Origin of the sequence: Enterobacter sp. CPE_E1241, from assembly GCF_045618265.1 — a bacterium.
Lineage (GTDB): Bacteria > Pseudomonadota > Gammaproteobacteria > Enterobacterales > Enterobacteriaceae > Enterobacter > Enterobacter adelaidei.
The window spans coordinates 2,288,012-2,313,774 of the sequence record NZ_JBIWYV010000001.1 but is presented as its reverse complement, the minus strand read 5'-3'; the positions used below and the strand labels follow the sequence as shown (position 1 = coordinate 2,313,774).

General features: G+C 58.1%; 8 protein-coding genes. 4 read left to right on the top strand and 4 right to left on the bottom strand.

All coding sequences use genetic code 11. The features are described 5' to 3' along the window. Positions 1-105: 105 nt before the first annotated feature. The gene (locus tag ACJ9Y9_RS11240; protein ID WP_028017477.1) at positions 106-18,111 is read right to left on the bottom strand and encodes an Ig-like domain-containing protein; all 18,006 of its coding nucleotides are present in this window, start codon (positions 18,109-18,111) and stop codon (positions 106-108) included. 122 nt (positions 18,112-18,233) lie between these two features. Next, positions 18,234-19,526 (bottom strand): TolC family outer membrane protein, encoded by a 1,293-nt coding sequence (locus ACJ9Y9_RS11235; protein ID WP_407226231.1) that lies wholly within the window; start codon positions 19,524-19,526, stop codon positions 18,234-18,236. A gap of 781 nt (positions 19,527-20,307) precedes the next feature. Here ACJ9Y9_RS11235 and ACJ9Y9_RS11230 point away from each other — a divergent pair. Together ACJ9Y9_RS11230 and ACJ9Y9_RS11225 are read left to right on the top strand one after the other, a co-directional pair. Beyond that, positions 20,308-21,072 (top strand): DeoR/GlpR family DNA-binding transcription regulator, encoded by a 765-nt coding sequence (locus ACJ9Y9_RS11230; RefSeq protein ID WP_028017479.1) that lies wholly within the window; start codon positions 20,308-20,310, stop codon positions 21,070-21,072. After that, positions 21,065-22,132 carry an oxidoreductase gene (locus ACJ9Y9_RS11225; RefSeq protein WP_028017480.1) on the top strand — a complete coding sequence of 356 codons (1,068 nt, stop codon included), beginning with the start codon at positions 21,065-21,067 and terminating at the stop codon, positions 22,130-22,132. Before ACJ9Y9_RS11230 ends, ACJ9Y9_RS11225 begins: the two co-directional genes overlap by 8 nt. Before the next feature lie 45 nt (positions 22,133-22,177). Here ACJ9Y9_RS11225 and cybB read toward each other — a convergent pair whose 3' ends face one another. Beyond that, positions 22,178-22,708, bottom strand: coding sequence for a cytochrome b561 (gene cybB, locus ACJ9Y9_RS11220; RefSeq protein ID WP_032666827.1), 531 nt, complete (start codon positions 22,706-22,708; stop codon positions 22,178-22,180). 188 nt (positions 22,709-22,896) lie between these two features. Here cybB and gap point away from each other — a divergent pair, with 188 nt between their 5' ends. Further along, positions 22,897-23,898: a type I glyceraldehyde-3-phosphate dehydrogenase gene (gap, locus tag ACJ9Y9_RS11215; protein WP_028017482.1), complete on the top strand. Its 1,002-nt coding sequence runs from the start codon at positions 22,897-22,899 to the stop codon at positions 23,896-23,898. Positions 23,899-23,938: 40 nt separating this feature from the next. On the opposite strand, the gene ACJ9Y9_RS11210 is transcribed toward gap, so the two are convergent. Further along, on the bottom strand, positions 23,939-24,742 hold the full coding sequence (locus ACJ9Y9_RS11210; protein ID WP_028017483.1) for a YdcF family protein: 804 nt from the start codon (positions 24,740-24,742) through the stop codon (positions 23,939-23,941). A gap of 283 nt (positions 24,743-25,025) precedes the next feature. On the opposite strand from ACJ9Y9_RS11210, the gene ACJ9Y9_RS11205 reads away from it, so the two are divergent. Continuing rightward, positions 25,026-25,685: an O-methyltransferase gene (locus ACJ9Y9_RS11205; protein ID WP_028017484.1), complete on the top strand. Its 660-nt coding sequence runs from the start codon at positions 25,026-25,028 to the stop codon at positions 25,683-25,685. Positions 25,686-25,763: the final 78 nt, after the last annotated feature.

Genomic DNA, 25,763 nt, shown 5'->3' with positions numbered 1-25,763 from the left:
CCGTCTCTAAACGAGCCCGCAAAATAATCTTATGAAATATAGGGTTATTGCTATTCGTGTAAAGAAACGCAAAAAGCCGCGAGGATCGCTCCCCGCGGCGCTGTTTTACGCAATTAACAGCTGATGGTTTGCCAGCAGCGTCGCCAGATCCGTCTGAACGCCGTTGAGTGTCACCAGGGTGGTTGGCGTGAACTGACCACCGGTACCGTCCAGGTCAACCTGGATTTCGGTATTGCTGCCGTTCTGCACCACGCGGATGTAATCGCTGATATTGCCCGCGCTGCTGTCCAGCGTGGCCACACCGTTCACATAGCTCGCCGAGCCCGTGCCGGTGTAGCCGCTGCCGGAGAGCAGATCGCGCAGGTCAATACGATCCGTGTCCGCCGTCCCTTCCCAGGTGCCGACCGTAAAGCCGTTCACCACGTCGTGACCGTTACCGCCCGTGGCATCCGACGCGTTGATCAGCTTATAGAGCAGCGTATCGTGACCGCCGCTGCCGATGTTGAAGGTGTCGTTTCCGCCTCGGCCTTCGAACTGGTTATCACCGCTGTTGCCAGTGATAACGTCGTCGAAGTCAGAGCCGTTAATCCCTTCAATGTTCAGCAGTCGCGTGGTACCGAACCCGGTGTTCTGGGCGGTTGAGAGGCGTAAGTCAACCGTAATCCCGGACGTTGCGTTGCGGTAATCCACCACGTCCATCCCACCGGTATTGCTCCAGGTGTCGTAGTCGGAATGGGTATTCCAGCCGCCGGAACCGTTGTAGGTATAGGTGCCATCCTCTGCGATAAAGGTGTCGTTATACCCGGTCCCGGTGATGGTCCCGCTGTGGCCGCCGGTGGCCGCTTCGGCCGTCAGGACGTAGCCCTCTTTGCCGTTGCCCGCCTCCAGACCGCTCCAGGTGACGTTATCCGACACGCCGTTGGTGATCTTCAGGATCTCTGCCGAATAGGTTTCTTTCGGATCCAGCCCGTAGAAACTCACCAGTGCAGAGGTATCGTTCGAACCGATACCGGACTGGGCGTTGATGATCTGCGACGCCACCAGCACGCCCGCGGCGTTATACAGATTGACCGTGTTGCCGTAGTAGGCGTTGATGCCCTCGCTATCGACAATGTGCAGATGCATCGCGGTGCCGTCAGCAATGGTTTTGCTGTTTTGTACCAGCACCACCTTACCGTTTTGCTGAGACACCAGCAGATCCTGTGCGCCGTCCCAGTTGTAGTCCACTGCCGCCACGCCGGTGACGTTCGCCAGTCCTGACGCCAGCTGGCTTGAGGTCCAGGTGGAGCCGTAACCGTTGTTGGTGAACAGAGTCGCCGTCTGCGAACCGCCATAGGTACTGAGCTTGATGATGTCCATCTGCCCGTCGCCGTTCCAGTCCACCGCCACCGACAGATAACCTGCCGTGGCGTTCGAGGCTTCCACCGCGCTCTTGGTGGCAGAGAGCTTCCCGGTACCGTCGTTGTAGTAGATCACCCCGCCGTTGTTGTTGTAGCTGCTGCCCAGGTACAGATCCATGTAGCCATCGCCGTTGAAATCCGCCCACGTCATGGACGCCGCCGTGGTGGTATTCGAGGCGTTTGCCACAAACACGTTGGTCAGGTTCTGACCGATGGAGAGCGTGCCGTTACCGTTGTTGTTGATCACGGTTAACGAGTTCGCGCCGCTGCGGTTGGTGTGCTGAACAATATCCACCGTGCCGTCGTTGTTCAGGTCAACGCCTGAAATTTCACGCATGGTGGTGAATTGTCCCCAGAACCCGGCCCCGCCGTTGGTGCCATCCGGCGACAGAACGCCGTTCTTATTGATCAGGTAGGTAATGGAGTCAGCACCCGCATCGCCGTACGCCAGATCCAGGTAGCCATCCCCGGTTTTGTCGTACGCAATCACGCCGCCGTACCAGATGGTGGTCCCCATTGCCAGCTGGCTGGCGTTATAGGTGCTGCCATCGTAGGTCCACATCACCTGCGTGGATCCACCATAGGTGTTCTCCGTGGCGAAAATGTCCTGCGTGCCGTTACGGTCAAAGTCGGCGGCGGTCTGGCTCACCACGTAGAAGCCGCGGGTGTTGGTCAGCGTATTCCCGGCATAGCTCGAGCTATCGCTGCTGGAGTAAGACTGGCCGTTAGCAATGATATTCCACAGACCGCTGCTGTTCATGCCGAGGGTCATGGTGGAGTTGTTGCTGTTCCCCGCCGTGGTTGCCCAGTCGGTATTCACCGAGGTGGTATCAATCACCAGGCTGCCGGTCGCCGTGCCGGTGGTATTGCCGTTACCCGCGCTGCTCTTCACCTGCGCCGTCACGCTGTAGCTCGACACGCTAAGCGCATCGCCGTCCGGGATCTGCAGATACCAGGTGTTATGTGCCGGATCGACCACTACCGCGCCGCCCGTCTGGGAGGTATAGGTTTTGCCGTTCACCGTCACCACCAGGTATTCGCCGTTCACCAGGTCAGCGGAGACGGTACCGCTGACAATCGGCGTGGTATCCGATGTGGTCTGCGCGGTAATCGCCGCCGTGGTGGTCGGGATGCTGGTATCCACGTTCAGGACAAACCCGTCCGATTCCGTGTAGTTACCGGCCCTGTCGGTGACACGCACAATGTAAGTGTGGTTACCATCACTCAGGCCGTTGTCCTGGAAGGACCAGCTGGCACTGCCGTTCATGGTCACCTGGCCGAGCAGGACCCCGTCACGATAGAGCTGCACAATTTCACCGTCGTCCGGAGCGCGGTTAAGCGTCCCGTTGATCAGCGGCGAGTTATCGTCTGTTGCCACCGCGCTGCCAAAGGTGCCCTGACGCTCGCCTTCACCGTCGGTATAGCTCACTACCGTGCCTACCGTGGTTGGCGGCGTGGTGTCCACCGTCACCACCTGAGAGGCGGTAGAGCCCACGTTGCCCGCCTGGTCAATAATCCGAACCTGGTAGGTATAGTCCCCGTCAGGCAGATCGCGGGTATCGGTGTAGCTCCAGCGCTGGTTGGTGACCGTGGTGTCGAGCCAGGTATTCCCGCCGTCCAGGCTGATCTGTACGCGCTCGTCATTTGCCAGCGCGCTGCCCAGCGAGCCGTTGATCGTCAGCGTGGTGTCCATGGTGATGAAGTCACTGCTGGACTGCCCGGTATCTTCACTGATGCTGTCAACGGTGATGCCGTACTGCGGTGCCTGGGTATCCACCGTTACCGCCTGCGAGGTGGTTGCCCCAACGTTCCCCGCCTGGTCGACGACCCGCACCTGATAGTTATGGCTACCGTCGGTCAGGGTACGCGTGTCGCTGTAGCTCCACTGCGTACCGCTTACGGTGGCGTACACCCAGGTGTTGCCGCCGTCCATGCTCACCTGCACGAATTCACCCGCGCCAAGTTCTGCGCCGAGCGTTCCGTGCAGCGTGTACGAGGTCGAACTGGTCAGGAAGTCGTTATTGTCGAAGCCGGTATCCACGGTGATGTTATCCACGGTCACCGTAATGGCCGCATCCGGGGCGACCGTATCGACAGTCACCTGCTGATGGGCGCTGGCCCCCACGTTACCCGCCGCATCTACCACGCGGACATAGTAGTCATAGGTCTGGTTACCCAGCGTGCGGCTATCGACGTAGTACCAGCTGTTGCCGGTGACGATCACGTTCTGCCAGGTGACGCCGCCGTCGAGGCTGATCTGGGCATATTCGCCGTCGGCCAGCGTCGCGCCGAGCGAGCCGTGCAGCGTCAGGGACGTATCGCGAGTGATAAAGTCGCTGCTGCTCAGGCCGGTATCGTCGCTGATGCTGTCGATGGCGATCGTTTTACTGGCGTCCGGTGCCACCGTATCAATCGTCACCACCTGGCTGGCGGTGGCGCTGATATTGCCCGCGTCGTCAATCACGCGCAGCTGGTAGTTGTAATCCCCGTCGGCCAGGGTACGCCCATCCACATAGGTCCAGCTCAGGCCGCTGACGCTCACATCGGTCCAGGTAACGCCACCGTCGAGGCTGATCTGCGCGTGGTCGCCAGCGCCCAGCGCCGCGCCAAGCGTCCCTTTCAGGCTGATCTGGTTGTCGCTGGTGATAAAGTCGCTGCCGGACAGACCGGTATCCTGAGTGATGGAATCCACGGTAATGGTCGTTGCCGCAGGCTTCGTCAGATCAATCACTACGTCCTGGCTGTCCGTTGCCCCCACGTTACCCGCGTTATCGATCACGCGAACCTGGTACTGATACGTTCCGTCCGTCAGGCTGCGGCCATCGGTGTAGCGCCAGGTGGTACCCGTCACCGTCAGGTCAATCCAGGTTAACCCGCCGTCAAGGCTGATCTGCGCCTTCTCGTTATTGCCGAGCTGCGCGGTCAGCGAGCCATTCACCACCACCTGATTATCGTTAGTGATGAAATCACTCGCGCTCAGACCGGTGTCGTTTTGCAGGGAATCAATGCTGATCCCCATCGACGGCGCGGTGAGATCCACCGTAACGGTATGATTGTCGCTGGCGCTATTGCCGATGGTGTTGCTGACCTGCGCGTTGATGACGTAAGAACCGCCGTCTGCCAGCGCGCTCACCTCTGCGCTGCCGACCGTGTAGCTCCAGGTACCGTCATTCTGGACGGTTGCCGCGTAGGTTTTACCGTTCAGCGTGATGGTCACCGTCTGCCCAGCCGGGGCGTTGGTGGTGCCGCTAACAACCAGCGGCGTGCCGTGCTCGGCGGCGTTGACGATATCGTCCTGCGCAAAAGTGTTAATGGTGATGGTTGGGACGTCGCCGTTCAGCGTGACGTCATGCGTGGCGCTGCCCGGGTTACCCGCCTTATCGTTCACCGAGGCGGTAATCGTGTAATCCCCGTCGCTCAGACCGAGGAAATCACGTCCCGGTACGAAGACCGACCACGAACCATCTGCCCCGACGGTCGCCTGATAGCTGTGTCCGTTGAAGGAGACGGTCACCGTCTGACCCTGTTCCGCTGTGGTTGTGCCACGGATGGTCTGGCCCGCCAGCTGCTCTGCGTTGTTGACGATATCGTCATCGGCCACGGTGCTGATGGTCACGGTTGGCGCGACGGTATCGACCGTTAACGTGTGCGTGGTCTGGCCGTTGTTACCGGCTTTGTCATTGACAGATGCGGTCAAGGTCAGAGCGCCCTGGCTCAACGCAGCCAGATCGGCTGCCGGCACGTCGAGCGTCCAGGTGCCATCGTTAGCTACGGTTGCAGTGTAGGTTTTCCCGCCGAGCGTCACGGTGACGGTCTGACCCGCCTCTGCACTGGACGAACCATGCACCGTCAGCGGCTGCTGCGCTTCTGCCGCATTCAGCATGTCATCGCCCGACAGCGTCGCAATACTCACGACTGGCGCCGTAGTATCTACGCTGATGCTGTGCGTCGCCGACGCGCTGTTGCCCGCGCTGTCCTGCGCCGACACAGACACCTGGTAGCTCGCGCCATCGGCCAGCGCGCCCACGTCGGCGGCAGGTACGGTGGTCGTCCAGCTGCCGTCGCTCTGGATGGTGGCCGTATAGCTCTTGCCGTTCAGGGTCACGGTGACCTGGGTCCCGCTGGCGAACTGGGCGCTGGAACCGTTAATCACCAGTGACGAACCGGCTTCAGACGCGTTGATCACATCATCCCCGCTGAGGGTGTTAACCGTCAGTGCCACAGACGCGGTGTTGACCACCACATCGTGTGTCTGGGTGCTGCTGTTGCCCGCGCTGTCGGTAATGGTCGCACTAAGGGTCACGGTGCCGTCGGTGAGCGCGGAAATCACGCTTGCCGGAACGCCCACGCTCCAGTTACCGCTGGCGTCAACGGTAGTGGTGTACTGATTCGAACCGATGGTAATGACCAGCTTATCGCCAACGCTCGCACCGGTTGCCGTGCCGCTAACAATCTGTGCCTGTCCGTGCTCCACGCTGTTAATGACATCATCGCCCGCGACAACGTTAAAGCTGACGGTTGGCGGCGTGGTATCAAGCGTAATCGCTTTGCCCGCGCTGCCCGGGTTACCGGCAGCATCGTTCACGCTGACCTGCACGGTGTAGCCGTTATCCGCCAGAGCTGACAGATCGGTACCCGGCACGTTCACGCTCCAGATGCCACCCTGCTGTACCTGCGTGGTGTAGCTTTTACCGCCCAGCGTCACGCTGACCGTCTGCCCGACTTCCGCCGTGGTAGTACCGGAGAGGGTCACACCTGCGGACGCTTCGCTGGCGTTAATCACGTTATCGCCTGCAACCGTATCAATGGTCACGGTTGGCGCGGTGGCGTCCACGCTGTACTCGCGGCCCGCCGAGGCGCTGTTGCCGTTGACGTTGGTCACGTTCACCTGAACGCTGGCATCGCCGTCTTTCAGGCCCGCCAGATCCGCAGAAGGCACGGTTGCGGTCCAGTTACCGTCAGCATCCACTTTCGCGGTATAGGTCTTGCCGGCGAAGGTGATGGTGACGCTCTGGTTTTCCTCCACGTTCGAGGTGCTGCCGGACAGCACCAGATCCGTACCTTTCTCCGCCGCGTTAATCACGTCGTCGGTGGCAATTGCATCAATACTTATAGCCACCGCCGCCAGGTCGACGGTCACGTCATGACTGATCGTTACCGGGTTGCCCGCCGCGCTCTGGCCTGCAACGGTCACGGTTACCGTGCCTGCTGCCAGGGCCCCGACGTCTGCCGCCGGGATCGCCGCGATCCAGCTGCCGTCCGCCAGCACCGATGCCGCATAGGTTTTGCCATTGACGGTTACCGTCAGCGTGGTACCTGCTGCCAGCCCGTCGCTGGAGCCGGTGAGGATCAGGTTCTGTCCGTGTTCGATGCTGTTGATCACGTCGTCGCCCGCCACGGTATCCACGCGCAGACCCGGCAGGTTGGCGTCGATGGTGATATCACGCTCGCCTGTGCCGGTGTTGCCGTGGCCGTTGGTGACGGAAGCTAACGCAGTCAAATCGCCGTTGCCCAGCGCGGTCAGAACGTCGGACGGCACGTTAACGGACCAGGTGAGATCGCTCTGCACGGTTGTCGTGTACGTGTTGCCGCCAATGGATACGGTGACGGTATTGCCTGCTTCCGCGTTCGCTACCTTGCCGCTAATGGTCTGCCCCGCGGCCACTTCTGCCGCGTTGATGACGTTATCACCCGCTATGGTGTTGAGGGTAACGGTCGGCAACGCGGTGTCGACCAGCAGGTTCGCGGTGTTGCTGACGCTGTTGCCCACGGCGTTGGTCGCTACCGCGCTCAGGGTGTAGTTGGCTTCGCCCAGCGCGGCAAGATCCGCCGCCGGAACCGTGAGGCTCCAGCTGCCATCCGCCGCCGTGGTGGCGGTGTAGTTTTTACCGTTGAGGGTCACGGAAACCACGGTGCCTTCCGTCAGGTTGGCGCTGGTTCCATTGACGCTCAGATCCTGACCTTTCTCCACTGCGTTCAGGATGTTATCGCCGCTGATGGCGTTGAAGGCCACCGATGGCAGACCGGTATCGACGGTCACGTTGTGGCTGCCGGTACCGGTATTGCCCGCCGCGTCGGTGACTGACGCAGTAACGGTTACGGTGCCGTCGCTGAGGCCGGAAATCACATTCGCCGGTACGCCAACGCTCCAGTTACCCGCCGCGTCCAGCACGGTGGTGTACGTCTGTCCACCGATGGTGACGGTGACCTTATCGCCCGCTGCCGCGCCGGTGGCGGAGCCGCTGATGATTTGCGCCTGCGCGTGCTCAGTGATGTTAATCACGTCGTCGCCCGCCACGGTATTGATGGTCACCGCTGGCACGGTCACGTCCACCGTCAGCATGTGATCAACCGACGCCGGGTTACCCGCCTTGTCGCTGACGCTCGCCGTCACCGTGACGCTGCCGTCGCCGAGCGCGGCCAGATCCGCCGCCGGAACGTTCAGCGTCCAGCCGCCATCCGCGCCCACGGTTGTGGTGTACTCTTTACCGTTCAGGCTCACGGTCACCGTCTGACCCGCTTCGGCGGTGCTGGTGCCGGACACGATCAGGTCAGCCTGCGCTTCGGTGGCATTCAGGATGTCGTCAGCCGCAAGCGTATTGATGGTCACGGACGGCGCGGTAGCATCCACGCTGTACTCGCGGCCCGCCGAGGCGCTGTTGCCGTTCACGTTGGTGACGCTCACCTGCACGCTGGCGTCGCCATCCTTGAGGTGTGCCAGATCCGCAGATGGTACGGTGTAGGTCCAGTTACCGCTGTCATCGACAGTGGTGGTATAGATTTTGCCGTTCAGGCTCAGGGTCACGGTCTGCCCGGCTTCCACGTTGGTGGTCGCACCTGACAGCACCAGATCCGCGCCCTTCTCCGCCGCGTTAATCACATCATCGGTGGCGATGGCATTGATGCTGATGGCAACGGTCGCCAGATCCACCGTCACATCGTGACTGATGGTAATCGGGTTGCCCGCTGAGCTGTCGCCGGTAACGCTGATTTTGACGGTGCCTTCCGGCCACGCGCTCACGTCGGAGGACGGGATCGCCGCACTCCAGGTGCCGTCCGCCAGCACCGTGGCCGCATAGTCTTTACCGTTGACGGTGACGGTCAGCGCCGTACCTGCCGCCAGCCCGTCGCTGGAGCCGGTGACGATCAGGTTTTGCGTATGTTCAATACTGTTGATGACATCGTCACCCGCCACGGTATCCACGCGCAGACCCGGCAGGTTAGCGTCGATGGTGATACCGCGCTCGCCGGTTCCGGTGTTGCCATGACCGTTGGTGACGGTCGCCGTTACGCTCAGGCTACCGTTGCCCAGCGAGGTCAGCACGTCTGACGGCACGTTCACGGACCAGGTCAGATCGTTCTGCACCGTTGCGGTGTAGCTGTTGCCGCCAATGGTGACGGTGACGGTATTGCCCGCTTCGGCATTCGCCACCGAACCGCTCAGGGTTTGACCTGCAGCCACTTCCGCCGCGTTGATGACGTTATCACCCGCCACGGTATTGATGGTGACGGTCGGCAGCGCAGTGTCCACCAGCAGGTTCGCGGTATTACTCACGCTGTTGCCCACGCCGTTGGTGGCGGTCGCGTTCAGGGTGTAATTAGCCTGGCCGAGGCCGGCCAGATCCGCTGCCGGAACCGTCAGGCTCCAGCTGCCGTCTGCAGCCGTGGTGGCCGTGTAGTTTTTACCGTTCAGGGTCACCGTCACCACGGTGCCTTCCGCGAGGTTAGCGCTGGTGCCGCTCACGTTCAGATCCTGATCTTTTTCCACCGCGTTCAGCACGTTATCGTCGCTGATGGCGTTGAAGTTGACCGATGGCAGACCGGTATCAACGGTCACGTTATGGGTGCCGCTGCCCGTGTTCCCCGCCGCGTCGGTGACTGACGCCGTGACGGTCACGGTACCGTCGCTGAGGCCGGAAATTACATTCGCCGGTACACCCACGCTCCAGTTACCCGCCGCGTCCAGCACGGTGGTGTAAGTCTGTCCGCCAATCGTGACGGTCACCTTATCACCTGCTGCCGCGCCGGTGGCGGAGCCGCTGATGATCTGCGCCTGCGCGTGTTCAGCCACGTTAATCACGTCGTCGCCAGCGATAGTGTTGATGGTCACTGCAGGGACGGTGACGTCCACCGTCAGGTTGTGATCAACCGACGCCGGGTTACCCGCTTTGTCGCTTACCGATGCGGTGACGGTCACACTGCCGTCCGTCAGCGCCGCAACATCCGCCGCCGGGACGTTCAGCGTCCAGCCGCCGTCAGCGCCCACGGTTGTGGTGTAGTCTTTGCCGTTCAGTGACACCGTTATCGTCTGACCCGCTTCGGCGGTGCTGGTGCCGGACACGGTCAGGTCAGCCTGAGCCTCTGTCGCATTCAGAATGTCGTCAGCCGCAAGCGTATTGATAGTCACGGACGGCGCGGTGGTATCCACGCTGTACTCGCGACCCGCCGATGAACTATTGCCGTTCACGTTGGTCACGCTCACCTGCACGCTGGCATCGCCGTCTTTCAGGTTGGTCAGATCGGCGGCGGGCACCGTGGTGGTCCATTTGCCGTCAGCGCCAACGGTCGCGGTGTAGCTCTTGCCGCCAAAGGTGATGGTGACGGTCTGGTTTTCCTCCACGTTCGAAGTCGCACCGGAGAGCACCAGATCCGCGCCCTTTTCAGCCGCATTGATCACATCGTCTGAGGCAATGGCGTCAATGCTGATGGCGACGTTTGCCAGGTCCACCGTCACATCGTGGCTAATGGAGACCGGGTTACCGGCGCTGCTCTGGCCTGCAACGGTCACCGTGACCGTGCCTGCAGCCAGTGCCCCCACGTCTGCCGCTGGGATCGCCGCGCTCCAGGAGCCGTCAGCCAGCACGATAGCCGGGTAGGTTTTGCCATTAACGGTCACGGTCAGCGCCGCGCCAGTCGCCAACCCGTCGCTGGTGCCGGTGATAATCAGATTCTGCCCGTGTTCGATGCTGTTGATCACATCGTCACCCGCCACGGTATCCACGCGCAGGCCCGGCAGGTTAGCGTCGATAGCAATATCGCGCTCGCCCGTTCCGCTATTACCCACGCCGTTTGTGACGTTAGCGGTCACAGTCAGATCGCCGTTACCCAGCGCGGTCAGAACGTCGGACGGCAGGTTAACGGACCAGGTCAGGTCGCTCTGCACCGTTGCGGTGTAGCTGTTACCACCAATCGTCACGGTCACGGTGTTGCCCGCTTCGGCATTCACCACTTTGCCGCTGATGGTCTGGCCGGCTGCCAGCTCAGCAGCGTTGATCACGTCGTCGCCCGCAACGGTGTTGATAATCACGCCCGGCAGAACGGATTCCACGTTCACGGTGTGCGACGTGCTGGTGCTGTTGCCGACGCTATCCGTTGCCGATGCGGTAACGGTATAAAGCGCCTCGCCAAGTTGCCCCACCTCGTTAGCCGGAACGGTCGTGGTCCATTTTCCGTTGCTATCAACCGTAGCGCTGTACGCTTTGCCGTTGAGCATTACGGTCACGGCCGCGCCTGCAGCCAGCCCGGACGCCGTACCGGAAAGGGTCAGATCCTGCGTTTTCTCGGTGCTATTGATCACATCGTCACCGGAAACGGTGTCAATGGTCAGCGCCGGTGCGGTCAGGTTGACTTCCACGCTGCGCGTGGCGCTGTTGCTGTTGCCCGCTTTATCCGTCAGCGCCGCGGTGATGGTGTAATCCCCGGCGGCCAGAGCCGTAACATCTGCTGCCGGCACGCCCACACTCCAGTTGCCAGCGGCGTCGATCGTGGCGGTGTAAGATTTGTTATTGATGGTGACGGTGACCACATCGCCCGCCGCCGCGCCGGTCACAGAGCCGGTAACAATCAATGCCTGCGCATGCTCGGCGCTGTTGATCACGTCGTCGTCGGAAACGGTATTAATGGTCAGCTGTGGTACGGTTGTATCAACCAGCACATCGCGATCCGCTGAGGCCGGGTTACCCGCTTTATCAGACACGGCGGCGCTGACGGTATAGTTGCCGTCGGCAATCGCCCCCAGATCCGCAGACGGTACGGTCACACTCCAGCTGCCGTTTGCCTGCACGGTGGTGGTGTAATTCGCGCCGTTCAGCGTGACGGTAACGGTCTGGCCCGCTTCGGCGTTGGTCACACCGTTGATCACAAGATCCTGCTGCGCTTCGGCCGCATTGATGATGTTGTTATCGCTGATAATTTCGATAGACACCGTCGGCGCGGTTGCATCCACGCTGTACTCGCGGCCCGCCGACGCGCTGTTACCGTTCACATTGGTGACGCTTACCTGCACGCTGGCGTCGCCGTCTTTCAGGCTGCCCAAATCGGCAGACGCTACGGTCGCCGTCCAGTTGCCGTCCGCATCCACCGTCGCGGTGTAAGACTTACCGCCAAATGAGATGGTGACGGTCTGGTTTTCTTCCACGTTAGTGGTGCTGCCGGACAGCACCAGGTCCGCGCCTTTCTCCGCCGCGTTAATCACGTCGTCTGTGGCAATCGGGTCAATGCTGATGGCGACTGCCGCCAGATCCACCTTCACGTCATGGCTGATAGAAACCGGGTTACCCGCTGCGCTCTGGCCTTCAACGGTCACAGTGAGCGTGCCAGCAGTCAGCGCGCTGACGTCTGCCGCCGGAATGGCTGCCGCCCAGGTACCGTCAGCGAGCACCGTCGCCGCGTAGGTTTTGCCGTTAACGGTCACGATTAGCGCCGCACCCGTTGCCAGGCCCTCGCTGGAGCCGGTGATAATCAGGTTCTGAGCGTGCTCGATGCTGTTGATCACATCGTCACCGGCCACGGTATCAACGCGCAGGCCCGGCAGGTTGGCATCAATGGTGATGTCGCGCTCGACTGTTCCGGTGTTGCCGTGGCCGTTGGTGACGCTGGCTGAAACCGTCAGATCGCCGTTACCGATGGCGGTTAAGACCGTAGACGGCACGTTGACCGACCAGCTCAGATCGTCCTGAACCGTAGCCGTATACGTATTTCCGCCGATGCTAATAGTGACAGTGTCACCGCTCGCTGCGCCGCTCACTTTGCCGCTCAGGGTCTGCCCGGCAGCCACTTCCGCTGCGTTGATGACATCGTCCGTGGCGACAGGGTTAATGGTGACCTGCGGCAATGCGCTGTCGACCAGTACGCTGTGGCTGGTGCTCGCGCTGTTGCCTGCGGCGTCAGTTACACTCGCCGCCACGACGTAGCTTGCTTCTCCCAGCGCAGAGACGTTTGCCGCCGGAACGGTGATGCTCCAGTTACCGCTGGCGTCTGTGATGGCGCTGTAATTGATACCGTTCAGCGTCACCGTAATGGTGGTTCCGTCCGGCTGGTTGCTGGTACCGGAAAGAAGCAGATCTTCACCTTTCTCTGCCGCATTGATCACATCGTCACCCGCCAGGGTATTGATGGCGATAACCGGTGCGGTCAGGGAGACGTCAAAATCATGCGTGGCAGTGGTGCTGTTGCCCGCTTTATCGGTGAGGGTCGCCGACATTGCCTGGTCGCCGTTAGCCAACGCGCTCACGTCCGCCGCCGGAACACCCACGCTCCAGCTTCCGGACGCATCCAGCATCGCGGTGTAGTCTTTACCGTTCAGGGTCACGGTAATCACGTCGCCCGCCTGTGCCCCCGTAACCTTACCGGAAACAATCAGCGCCTGGCCGTGCTCGGCAATATTCACGATGTCGTCGCCCGCGACGATATTGAAGGTAATCTGCGGTACGGTGGTGTCAACCAGCACAGAAGCACCCGCACTGGCCGGGTTGCCTGCTTTATCGGACACCGTCGCCGTGACCGCCGCATTGCCGTCGGTGATGCCTGCCATGTCCGCCGCCGGGACGTCCAGCGTCCAGCTACCGTCGGCCTGCACCTGCGCAGCGTACTGATTGCCGTTGAAGGTCACGGTCACCGTCTGGCCTGCTTCGGCAGTAGACGTGCCGCTCAGGGTCAGATCCTGAGCCGCCTCGGCCGCGTTCAGCATATTGTCCTGGCTGATGGTGTTGATGGTCACCGTCGGCGCGGTGGTATCGACGCTGAATTCCTGCGCCGAAGACGCCGCGTTACCGTTCACATTGGTGACGTTGACCTGCACGCTGGCGTCACCGTCTTTCAGGCCGCTCAAATCGGCTGCCGGTACGGTGTACGTCCAGTCCCCGTTGGCATCCACCGTGGTGGTATACGTTTTACCCGCGAAGGTGATGGTCACGGTCTGGCCCGCTTCAACGTTGGATGAGGTGCCGGACAGCACCAGATCCTGGCCTTTTTCCGCCGCGTTGAGCACGTTGTCATCGGTCACGCTGTTGATGGTGATAGCCACAGGTGCGAGATCGACATCCACGACAGTCCCGATAGCGACCGGATTACCGGAGGTATCCTGTGCGCTTGCTGTGATCTTCAGCGAACCGTCCGCCCACTGAGATACATCCGCCGCCGGCACTGCCGCCTGCCAGGAACCGTCCGCCAGCACGGTTGCAGAATAAGTGTTGCCGTTAATGGTTACGGTGACGATGCTGCCCGCGGCCAGATCGGTGCTGGTGCCGGACACAATCAGGTTCTGAGCGTGCTCGATCACGTTAATCACGTCGTCACCCGCCACGGTATCAATCCGCAGTCCCGGGAGCTGGGCGTCGATGGTGAAGTCGAGAGAAGAAGAGCCGGTATTACCGTGCGCGTTGGTGACGCTGGCGGATACGGTGAGATCGCCGTTGCCGAGCGCGGTCAGCTGGTTCTCGCTTAACGGCAGGCTCCAGGTCAGATCGTCCTGCACGGTAGCGGTGTATGTCTGGCCGCCCAGGATAATAGTGACAGTGTCACCTGAAGCCGCGTTCGTTACCTTACCGGTCAGGGTTTGCCCTGCCGCCACTTCCGCTGCGTTAACGATGTTGTCGCCCGCCAGCGTGTTGATCGTCACAACCGGCAGCGAGCTGTCCACCAGCACGTCGTGTGAGGTTGACGCGCTGTTACCTACGCTGTCGGTGACGTCCGCCGTCACGGTGTAATGGGCTTCACCCAGCGCGCTCACCGCGAAAGCAGGCACGGTGACGCTCCAGTTTCCGCTGGCGTCAGTAGTGGCTGTGTAGTGAATGCCGTTCAGGGTCACCGTAACGGTGGTGCCTTCCGGCTGGTTGCTGGTGCCGGAGAGCAGCAGATCTTCGCCTTTCTCTGTAGCATTGATCACATCGTCCGCCGCCAGCGTGTTGATACCGATGACAGGCGTCACGGTATTCACCACCACATCCAGTGAATGGCTTCCGGTATTACCGGACTGGTCGGTCACGGAGACGTTAATCGTCCAGGTACCGTCAGCCAGACCTTGCACCACTGACGCAGGCAGTCCCAGGCTCCAGTGACCTGCCGCATCGACCACGGTGGTGTAATCCACGTTATTAATGGAGATGGTTACCCTGTCGCCCGCAGCCGCACCGGTGACGGAGCCGCTCAGGATCTGCGCCTGTGAATGGGCGATTTGGTTAACGGTGTTGGTATCGGTGACAAAGTCGTTAATCGTCACCTGCGGCACGGTCGCGTCCACCAGCCCAATGCGATCGGCACTGCTGGTGTTCCCCGCCACATCACTCACGGTTGCCGTCACGGTCACAATGCCATCTGCCAGCGCGCCGACGTCAGCCGCAGGTACACTCAACTGCCAGGTACCGTCCGTCTGAACCGTGGTCTGATAGGTTTTACCGTTCATCGTCACAGTGACCACCTGGCCTGCTTCAGCATTGCTGCTGCCGCTTAACACTAAATCCTGCTGCGCTTCTGCCGCATTGATGATGTTGTCGGTGGTCAGATTATCGATCGTTATTGTCGGCGGCTGAGTATCTACGGTGACCACGCGCGACGCCTCGGCACTGTTACCGTTGACGTTAGTGACGCTAACGCTCACCTGCGCGCGACCGTCGATCAGGGTTTCCATGGCGCTGACGGGTACGGTCAGGCTCCAGGAGCCATCCTGCTGCACCTGCGCGGTAAAGGTCTGGTCAGCGAATTTCACCACCACGGTCTGCCCCGCTTCCACGCCCTGCGTCTGGCCGGAAAGGGTTAAATCACTGCCTTTTTCTGCCGCATTCAGCAGGTCATCGCCGGAGACGGTATCAATAGTGACCGCCACTGCGTTCAGATCGAGTTCGATCGGGTGTTCAGCCGCAACAGTGTTGCCCCAGGTATCTTCAGCGCTGACGCTGACCGTCATACCTCCCGCCGTCCAGGCCTGAAGGTCCGCCGCGGGTACGCCGATCTGCCAGTTGCCGCTGGCGTTAACCGCGGTGACATACTCGACGTTGTTAATGGTGACGACAATCTGCGTCCCCGCTGCCAGATGAGTACTGGAGCCGGTGACGCTCAGATCCTGCTGCTGCTCGATGGCGTTGATCACGTCATCGCCGGAAATGGTGTTCACGCGCAGGCCCGGCAGCTCAGCGTTGATATTGATATCACGCTCGCCGGTGCCGGTATTGCCGTGCCCATTGGTCACCGATGCGGTGAAGGTTAAATCACCGTCACCGAACGCCTGAAGATCCGCTGACGTGATTTTCACGCTCCAGGTCAGATCGCTGCCAACCGTTGCGGTATAGCTCTTGCCGCCGACGTTGACAGAGACGGTATCGCCCGCCGCCGCGCCGATAACGCGGCCGCTAAGGGTTTGATCGACGTCCGCTTCGGCGTTATTGACCAGGTTGTCGCCCGCAAACGTATTGATAATGACCTGCGGAAGGATAGTATCCACCAGCAGATTCGCTTCTGCAGAACCGCTGTTACCCACGCTGTCGGTACCGCTGACGCTGACGGTATAAAGCGTGTTCGCCAGATTCAACACGTCAGAAACCGGCACCTGTACCGCCCAGATACCGTTTTCGACGGTCGCCTGATAGTTAACGTTGTTCAGCGTCACCGTGATAGCGCTGCCGTTCGGCAAATTGCTGGTACCGGTCAGGCTCAGCGGCTGCATCGCCTCCTGAGCATTCAGAACATTGTCCTGACTGATGGCGTCAATCGTAAATTCTGGCGGGTGTCCGCTCAGCGTAATGCCGTGCGTGGCGCTGCCGGTGTTGCCTGCCGCGTCAGTCACGGAAGCCGAAAGCGTGTGGCTGCCTTCACCCAGCGCGCCCAGCACGGACGCAGGAACGCCGACGCTCCAGCTGCCGTCCGCAAGCACCACGCCGGTGAAAGTCTGGCCGCCAAGGGTCACGGTGACCACATCGCCCGCAGCTGCACCGTTCGCCAGGCCGGAAATAATCTGTGCCTGACCCTGCTCGCTGGTATTGAGAACATCGTCGCCCGCCACGGTATTGACGGTGACAACCGGTGCGGTGATATCAACCGTGAAATCTGCGGTAACAGACGAGCCGTTGCCCGCTTTATCGCTGACGTTCACCGTCAGGGTGTGATTGCCCTCGCTGAGCGCCTGTACGTCGTTCGCCGCCAGCGTGACGGTCCAGGTACCGTCACCCGCCACGGTGGCGTTGTAGTTTTTACCGTTCAGCGTCACGGTGACAATCTGACCGGCTTCCGCATTGGTTTTACCGGTCAGCGTCATCGGCTGGTTGTGCTCAGCCGCATTGATGATGTTGTCCTGCGCGAGGGTATCAACAGACAGCGTTGGCGCGGTGGTATCGACGCCAATCGTCTGGCTTCCGTTCACGGTGTTCCCCGCCTCGTCCTTACCGCTGACGTTGACCGTCCAGGTGCCGTCGCCCAACGCCTGCGCGTCAGCTGCAGGCACGTTAACGAGCCATGCGCCGTCTGCGCCCACTTCGGCCGTGTAGGTTTTGCCGTTCAGCGTTACGGTGAGTTCAGTACCCTGCGCCAGGTTTTTGCTGGCACCGGAAAGCGTAAAGCCCGCGGATTGCTCGCTGGCGTTAAGCACGTTATCGCCCGCCGTGGTGGCCAGCGTAATAGAGGCATCGGCGGTAGAAACCGTCACGGTAATACTGCCCGCAGCGGTGGTTTTACTGCCGTCGATCTGCACGACCGACCAGGTATGCTCCCCGTCGGTCTGGGTTGGTAATTTTACCGTCCAGGTACCGTCTTTAGCGACCATTGCACTGGCGATGGTACTGCCGCTGCTGTCTTTGATCTGGATGGTTGCGCCCGGTTGGCCGGTACCACTAAAGGTTGGGGTGTTATCGTCCGTGACCTCTTTTGCACTCAGCACCCCCTGCTTGTCACCCGCTTTATCTGTCAGCAAAAAGGTGGGCGTTGCGCTTTCAACCTCTTTGGTATTATCAACAACCCTTGTTTTGGTTTCACCGTCTCCCCCGTGAGCCAGCAGTGCCCCGATGGCACCACCGCCTAACGCAGCGCCCGCAATCCAGCCCCACGGCGCGTCGCTCAAAACGCTTCCCTGCTCGAGGAAAGGCTCAATGCTGCTAATCGGTGTGGCCTGCGCGGTTAATTCAGTTACTGCAGCGCCTGACGCTTCCCCGGCATCGGCAAAAGAAATATGTGTCAGTTCCTGACGGTCGTTGAACACCAGTTCTGACTGATTATGCGTTTCTGGATCTTCGACAAAATAGTTATTGCAGCGAATAACGCTGCCATCTTTCATATAAATGAGGAGATCTTTACCCTGGCGAACATAACGCGCCACATCCTGAGCAGAACCCTGGATTTCAATCACGCTTGGCGATGAAATAGAGACCGACAGATTTCCTTCACCTGTTAATTTCGTTTTCTCCGCCGTTTTGCGAATGATGACATCAACAACCTTTACGTTACTCATTTTCTTCTCCTTGCAGGTGTAAGGATTCCTGTGGATATGTCCACCAGATGGATGTAGCTATCCCTGGGAAAAATCACCCATTATTTTCAGACTTATTTTGCGCAACCAATGTGCGCCTTTTTTTAACTCAAATCGGGTAGTTTTGCGGTAGCGCTTTTCTCTACTCCAATAAGTGGCATTAAATTATCAACCGCGGCAGCATAATTAATTGCCGAACTCCAGCCATCATACTCAGCGATTATTTTTGCCGAGGTGGCCTGCCAGACATCCTGCTCAACGCTGAGCAGATCGTTAATGCTCCGCTTGCTCAGGGTGTATTCATTTTTATAGACATCGCGGGCGCGCAGTGCATTTTCGAGCTGTTGCTTCCCGGCTTCCATTCTTCCCCGTGCGCCGGTCCAGTCCGCCTGCGCCACGGAAGCCTTTTGCAGGACATCGAAACGCGCCTGATCGACCTGAGAGGAGGCCATGGCCCGTGCGCCTTCCGCCTGCCGAACGCGTGCGGAAACCGCGCCCCCCTGATACAGTGGGGCATCTATGTTGAGCTGTATCTGGTCGTCCCAGTAAGAACGGTTGTCCGATTCATAACGGGTACGCCCTCCTTTCAGACTTAGCGTCGGCCAGTGCTGGGACTTCGCCGTTTCCACGCCATACTGAGCAGACCGTTCCATGTTCTGCGCGGCCATCACCGCCGGTATCAGCGAATAATCTATGCGATTGAGCGAGTCCGGCTCCACGGCAAGATTTGCAGGCACCGGCGAATAGACCTCTGCCTGCATTCCGGTTAAAACCGCTAGCCTGGCGCGGGCGCTGTTAAGGGCGGCCTGATACTGAGCGACCGTCGCCTGCATGCCGGCAATACGCGTGCGGGTCTGGAGCTCATCGGACGTGGAGCTCACGCCTGCATCAGCGCGCAGTTTTGCCAGCTGCTCTACGTTTTTGAGCGCCTGAACATTCTCTTTTGCCGCCAGCAACAGATCGGAATAGCGTTTGACCTCTACATAGCTCAGCGCCGTTTTTTCCGCCACATCCGAAAGCGTGCCCATCAGCTGATAGCGGTAGCTATCACGCTGGGCGGAAGACTGACTGATGCTGTTATTGGTTTTTCCAAAATCGTACAGCAGCTGCGTCAGGCTCAGCCCCCAGGCGGCTGAATTCTTCAGTGACCCGCTGGAATCGGTGGTCTGGCTGTGCCCTGTACTCCCGTATAACGATATTTGCGGCATCCAACCGCTGCGCGCTTCATCTATTTGTGCCTGACCGATACCTAATTGCGCGGCCTGCTGACTAATTGACGGATCGCGATCGATAGCAAAAAGAATACTTTCTTTTAATGTTGTTGTGGAAACCGGGGCAATCCCCACCTGCCCACTATTGGCACAAGCGGTATTTATGGCTATCGAAAATAATGCCATCGCGGCTGCATATCGAAGGAACTTAGGTTTACTCAATTTCGTCATTTTATCTCCCTGACTCTGAGTGATACTCAAACAAATACCCAAAAAGAGGTATAGATAATTAGACAAATATTTCTTCGGTTTCCTTGCCGGATTTCAGGTAATACTTCCCATACCCATTTCCATTGGAACTGAGTTCTGTCTGCGTCTTATTTCAATTAAGAATTTACTTATTTCTTAAACTGGTTAGCAGCATAACAAAATGCGGTATAGGCCACTACACCCACAATGTTAATGCGGTGTTACAAATAAGAAAAAACATGGGGTTTCTGGACAAAACCTCGAAAATGGACTTTCAAATGAAACATATAAACCCCCTGTTATTTAAGGAAAATTCCTAATTCGTTATATGCACATTTTTGCGTTAATTTCATGACGGGTCAGACACAAAGATTTTCAAAGAAGTGTCAACTTACGTAGTTAAAGCCTACACGGCGACACATATGACCATTAAAAAACAAACTTACGTTATTTTAATTCGTTAATTCAAATTTAATTGAAATATATAGCCAGGTAAGGGTGATGCAATAGCAACATAATCCAAACTATTAAATAAAACATAACAATAACACTATGATTAACATTTAAAACGGTTTACTTATAAGCACTTAATATAATTTTAATAATCACCCACCTGAATCATTACCCCACTTGCATATCCTGGTGACGACATTGTGCTTCTCTCTGCGCTGAAATGCTGTATTATGCGAACTATTGCGACATTTTGCAGGATTTGTTCATGCACAAAACGGCTCGTCAACGATATGTACTTGATATTATTAGTGAGCAAGGACAGGCCAGTATCACCGAGCTGGCAGAAAAGCTTCAGGTTTCAGCAGACACCATCCGCCGCGATCTGACTGACCTTGAAAACCAGGGCCTTGCGCAGAAGAATCATGGCGGGGCTATTGCACTCAATCTTTCCGCCATGAATCGTCAGGGGCGCAGTACGTTGCTGCCCGAAGCCAAACAGCGTCTGGGTAAACAGGTCGCGCAGGCAGTTCCACCGGGCTCCACCCTGTTTCTGGATGCCGGAAGCACGGTGATGGCTGTTGCCACCTTTCTTCAGGGGCCGCTGACTGTTATCACCACCTCGCTGGATATTGCCCAGCATTTTAGCGACCAGGATAATATTGAGCTGATCCTGCTCGGTGGAAAATGGGACCAAAAGCAGCGCCTGTTCGCCGGAAGCGCCACCCTGTCCCTCCTGTCCCGTTATCGTGCGGATATCGCTATTCTCGGGGCGTGCGCCATCCATGCCGAACTCGGTCTGAGTGCCAGTACAGAAGCAGATGCGGAGGTCAAGCGCGCGATGCTTGCCGTCAGCCATGCTCACTGGATTGTCGCCGACCACCTTAAAGTCAACCGCTGCGAACCGTATCTGGTTTGCGAGTTATCCAACATCCAACAACTGTTTCTGGATCGTCCCTGGCCTGAGCTTGGGGACCATAGCGCATTGCAGGTCACGGTTTGCGCGAATCAACGTGGAGAAGGTCATGAGTAAAGTGAAAACAATCAACATTGCATTGATCGGGTATGGATTTGTCGGCAAAACCTTCCATGCACCGCTGATCCAGTCCGTCGATGGACTTAAGCTGGCGGTCGTCTCTTCTCGTGATGAAGAAAAAGTTAAACGCGATCTTCCGGATGTTCAGGTGGTTGCAACACCGGAAGAGGCCATTCAGCATCCGGATGTCGATCTGGTCGTTATTGCCTCCCCCAACGCCACCCACGCGCCGCTGGCCACGCTTGCGCTGAACGCCGGGAAACATGTGGTCGTGGATAAGCCTTTCACCCTCGACATGCAGGAAGCCCGCGACCTGATTGCGCTGGCGGATGAAAAGCAGCTTTTGCTCTCCGTCTTTCACAACCGCCGCTGGGACAGCGATTTCCTCGGCATTAAGCAGATTATTGAGCAAGGTACGCTCGGCAAGATTAAACATCTGGAGTCGCATATTGACCGTTTCCGTCCGGAAGTACGCGTGCGCTGGCGCGAGCAGAACGTACCCGGGAGCGGCCTGTGGTTTGACCTGGGTCCTCACCTGATTGACCAGACGCTTCAGCTCTTTGGCCTGCCGCAGTCGGTTCAGGGGAATATTGCGACGCTGCGCGACGGTGCAGAAATTAACGACTGGGCGCACGTGGTCTTAAATTATCCGCAACATGAGGTCATTCTGCATGCCAGCATGCTGGTCGCAGGCGGTACGGCACGCTTTACGGTCCACGGGGATAAGGGCAGCGTGGTAAAAGCCAGAATCGATCAGCAGGAAGCGCAGCTGCTCGCAGGGGTTATTCCCGGCAGTGCAACCTGGGGCGAAGACAGCGACAGCATGGTGCTCTATGGAGCAGACGGAGCACAGCAGACTATTGCGACCCCGAAAGGCGATCAGCGCCAGTATTACATTAACGTACGTGATGCGGTTCTCGGGAAAATCACCAACCCCGTTAATCCTGTCGAAGCATTAGCGGTTATGGCTGTACTGGAAGCGGCAGTGAAATCGTCTGAGACCGGATCAACGCAGGCGCTGGTGTTAACTACTGAAGAGCGTGCTCAGCTGCGCTAAAAAAAAGCCGGGTGGCGCTGCGCTTACCCGGCCTGTTTTCCGCATTTATTGACGCTTTTTCGGCATCATGCGCAGAAGGGTATTATCTTTCCAGAAATAGTGGTGCATCAGTGCTGCCAGTGCGTGCAGGCCAATCATAAAATAGCCCAGATTCGCCAGCGTAACGTGCCACTCTTTCAGCACATCGACCAGGTCAAAATTGGATTCCGCCGCATGCGGCATCACCATGCCAAAAGCAAACCAGTCGCTGCCCCGGTTGTACATCATCACAATACCAATCAGCGGTAACGCAATGAACAGCATATACACCACCAGGTGCCCCAGATGAGACATCCCCGTCACCATCGCTTTTGGCTTTGGTTGAATCGGTGGTGCGCGGAACTTGAGACGAACCAGCAGACGCGTCACCATCAGCACCAGAATGGTGATTCCGCATGAGACGTGGATCATATTGATCAATGGGCGAGCGGTACGCGGGAAGAAACCTTTAAACTCCATCGCGCAATAAGCAACGATGATTAACAGAAACACCAGCCAGTGAATTGCGATTTGCAGGCTTGTATATTTAGTGCGCATGGGATTTCCTGAAAAAAACGGATATCGCGTCAACATAATCCCCTTTCCTTAAAAATTCATCAATTTTTCTGTATGGTTTTTCAAATACTTCCTTCCGCATGAAGCATCTTCAATTGCCGCCCAGCCCGTGATGGTCTAAGCCTGGATGAGTTCAAACTGTCGTATCGACACGTTCACAGGAGAACACCATGAGTAAAATTGGCATTAACGGATTTGGACGCATTGGACGCCTTGTACTGCGCCGCCTTCTTGAAACCCAGGATAGCAACACCGTCGTCGCCATCAACGACCTCACCTCTCCCAAAGTATTGGCCTATCTGCTCAGGCATGATTCCAACTACGGTGGTTTCCCGTGGAGCGTAGATTTCACTGAAGATGCGCTGATTGTTGACGGTAAAACCATTGCGGTCTACGCCGAAAAAGAGGCGAAGCATATTCCGTGGAAAGCCGCAGGTGTGGATATCGTTGTGGAGTGCACCGGCTTTTACACCTCCGAAGAAAAATCACGAGCGCATCTGGATGCAGGCGCGAAGAAAGTGCTTATTTCTGCCCCTGCCGGAGAGATGAAAACCATCGTTTATAACGTGAATGACGACACCATTGACGCCAGTGATACCATCATTTCCGTCGCTTCCTGCACCACCAACTGCCTCGCCCCACTGGCAAAAGCGCTGCATGATGCCTTTGAAATTAAAGTCGGTACCATGACGACTATTCACGCCTATACCGGTACCCAGGCGCTGGTAGATGGGCCTCGCGGAAAAGATCTTCGTGCCTCACGCGCGGCGGCAGAAAATATCATTCCGCATACCACCGGTGCGGCAAAAGCCATCGGCCTGGTCATCCCCGCGCTGAGTGGCAAACTGAAAGGCCACGCGCAGCGCGTGCCGGTTAAAACCGGCTCCGTCACCGAACTGGTCGCCATTCTGGGTAAAAAGGTCACGGTTGAGGAGATCAATACCGCGTTGAAAAAGGCGACACAGGGAAATAAATCGTTTGGTTATACCGATGAAGAGATTGTGTCGTCAGATGTGATCGGTTCGCACTTTGGTTCTGTATTTGATGCCACGCAAACTGAGGTAACGGAAGCGGGCGATCTGCAACTGGTGAAAGCCGTCGCCTGGTATGACAACGAATATGGTTTTGTGACGCAGCTGGTGCGTACGCTGGATAAGTACGCCGCACTGTAATGCCTTCCCCCTCTTTGCGGAGGGGGAAACCGCAGGATGCTCAGAGAAGCGAGCGCCGGGATAAGGCGGTTTTCAGGACCGGATCCTGCTGTAGCAATGCCCATGCGTCAGCCACGGCATCAGGAAACTCAACGTGAGCGATAAAATCACGTCCGGCAGGACCATAGCCGTTAACGTCATCATACAGTCGCGGCAGTTCCCCCAGAACCAGTGACAGGTAGCGGTCAACGGGCCACAGTCCGGTGTTGCCCTCGCTAAATTCCACCCCATCTTTGCCGTTCCGCAGTGTCGGCGTAACACCCGGGTGGCTTATCCACTGAGGTGCAACGGGTTCATCCCGGCACACGCGGGCAAACGTCGCCATGGTACGTCGCTGCATTGTCGGATCCTGCACCACCAGCACTCGCCCGGTAGCTCGCTGATGCTGTTTCAGTATGTTCCAGCTAAAACGCGCGTTTTCACCACAGTTGGTGGATTGATCTTCGATCCACAAACGTCCCTCAGGGATCTGCCAGAACTCGCGTGCAATGTCGGCAAGAATACCGGCTTCCGCCCGCCCAGTGACCGGTATCGTGTGATAACGCGGGTGACTGCCAATGGCCGCATATAGAAACGCGGTCGAATGGCCGATACCGCCGCTAATCAGCAACGGGATCTCGTTTTGCGCGGCGATACGGCAGGCCGCATCAATAGTCGGAATGACCGCGTTTCCTGCCAGAACCACCCCATCGACATCCGGGTTCTGACGGGAACCGCTCAGATCATCCTGCGCCAGCCATGTGCCGAGAGTATTAATCGCCGCCAGAGTGGCATCAGGCAGAATGGGGAAATGGGTCTGAACCATGATGAACTTCTCCTGTAAGTCTCTTCAGGGGGACGGCTTCTGGCTAATAAAGTACAGGCGAGCGCCGAATCGGATTGCATCTGCCTATTATGCTATTGGTTTTCTATCACTCAAAACATTCTGTTGCGTGTGCTGTTTAAAAAAGTACCCAGTGCGGCTCAATTATACCGTGAACGATTTTACAGGGAACTTCGGGGCCAGATTTACGAAGGTTCAATGCCTGAAGTGCTACGATTACCAGGTCCCTATTTCGCCCCCAGTTTTTACTCTCAGGAGCCAATCTATGCAACAACAGTGGTCAGCAGTAGATAATTTCATGATTTCTTCGCTTATTCCTGAAGATGATGTTTTGCGTCAGGTACTGGAAAACAACAAACGCGGCGGGCTCCCCGAACACGATGTAGCGGCCAATCAGGGTCAACTGCTGGCGCTGTTTGTCCGTCTGACGCAGTCGCGGCGTGTTCTTGAGATTGGCACGCTCGGTGCCTATAGTTCCATCTGGATGGCTCGCGCTCTGCCGCCAGACGGAAAGCTGATTACGCTTGAAGCGGATCCAACCCATGCCGAAATTGCCCGCCAGAATATCCACCTCGCGGGGCTAAACAACCGTATTGAACTGGTAGAAGGCCCGGCTCTGAACTCGCTCGAGAATTTCGGTGATATACCGCCATTCGACCTGATCTTTATTGATGCAGATAAGCCAAACAACCCAGGTTATCTGGAATGGGCGCTGCACTACTCCCGCCCAGGGACGTTGATTATTGGTGATAACGTGGTACGCGAGGGCGAAGTGATTAACGAGCAAAGTGACGATGCGCGCGTGCAGGGTGTTCGTCGGTTTATCGAGATGATTGGGGACAATCCCCGTTTAACCGCCACCGCGTTGCAGACGGTGGGGGTTAAGGGGTGGGACGGGTTTACGCTGGCAATTGTGGAACGATAACCAGCCGGGTGGCGGCTACGCCTTACCCGGCCTACATTTTCTTCCGTAGGCCCGGTAAGCGCAGCGCCACCGGGCAAG

Coding starts and splice junctions, on each gene's coding strand:
- ACJ9Y9_RS11225 (WP_028017480.1), top strand. CDS start 21,065: ATGAGTAAAGTGAAAACAATCAACATTGCATTGATCGGGTATGGATTT.
- cybB (WP_032666827.1), bottom strand. CDS start 22,708: ATGCGCACTAAATATACAAGCCTGCAAATCGCAATTCACTGGCTGGTG.
- gap (WP_028017482.1), top strand. CDS start 22,897: ATGAGTAAAATTGGCATTAACGGATTTGGACGCATTGGACGCCTTGTA.
- ACJ9Y9_RS11230 (WP_028017479.1), top strand. CDS start 20,308: ATGCACAAAACGGCTCGTCAACGATATGTACTTGATATTATTAGTGAG.
- ACJ9Y9_RS11240 (WP_028017477.1), bottom strand. CDS start 18,111: ATGAGTAACGTAAAGGTTGTTGATGTCATCATTCGCAAAACGGCGGAG.
- ACJ9Y9_RS11235 (WP_407226231.1), bottom strand. CDS start 19,526: ATGGCATTATTTTCGATAGCCATAAATACCGCTTGTGCCAATAGTGGG.
- ACJ9Y9_RS11205 (WP_028017484.1), top strand. CDS start 25,026: ATGCAACAACAGTGGTCAGCAGTAGATAATTTCATGATTTCTTCGCTT.
- ACJ9Y9_RS11210 (WP_028017483.1), bottom strand. CDS start 24,742: ATGGTTCAGACCCATTTCCCCATTCTGCCTGATGCCACTCTGGCGGCG.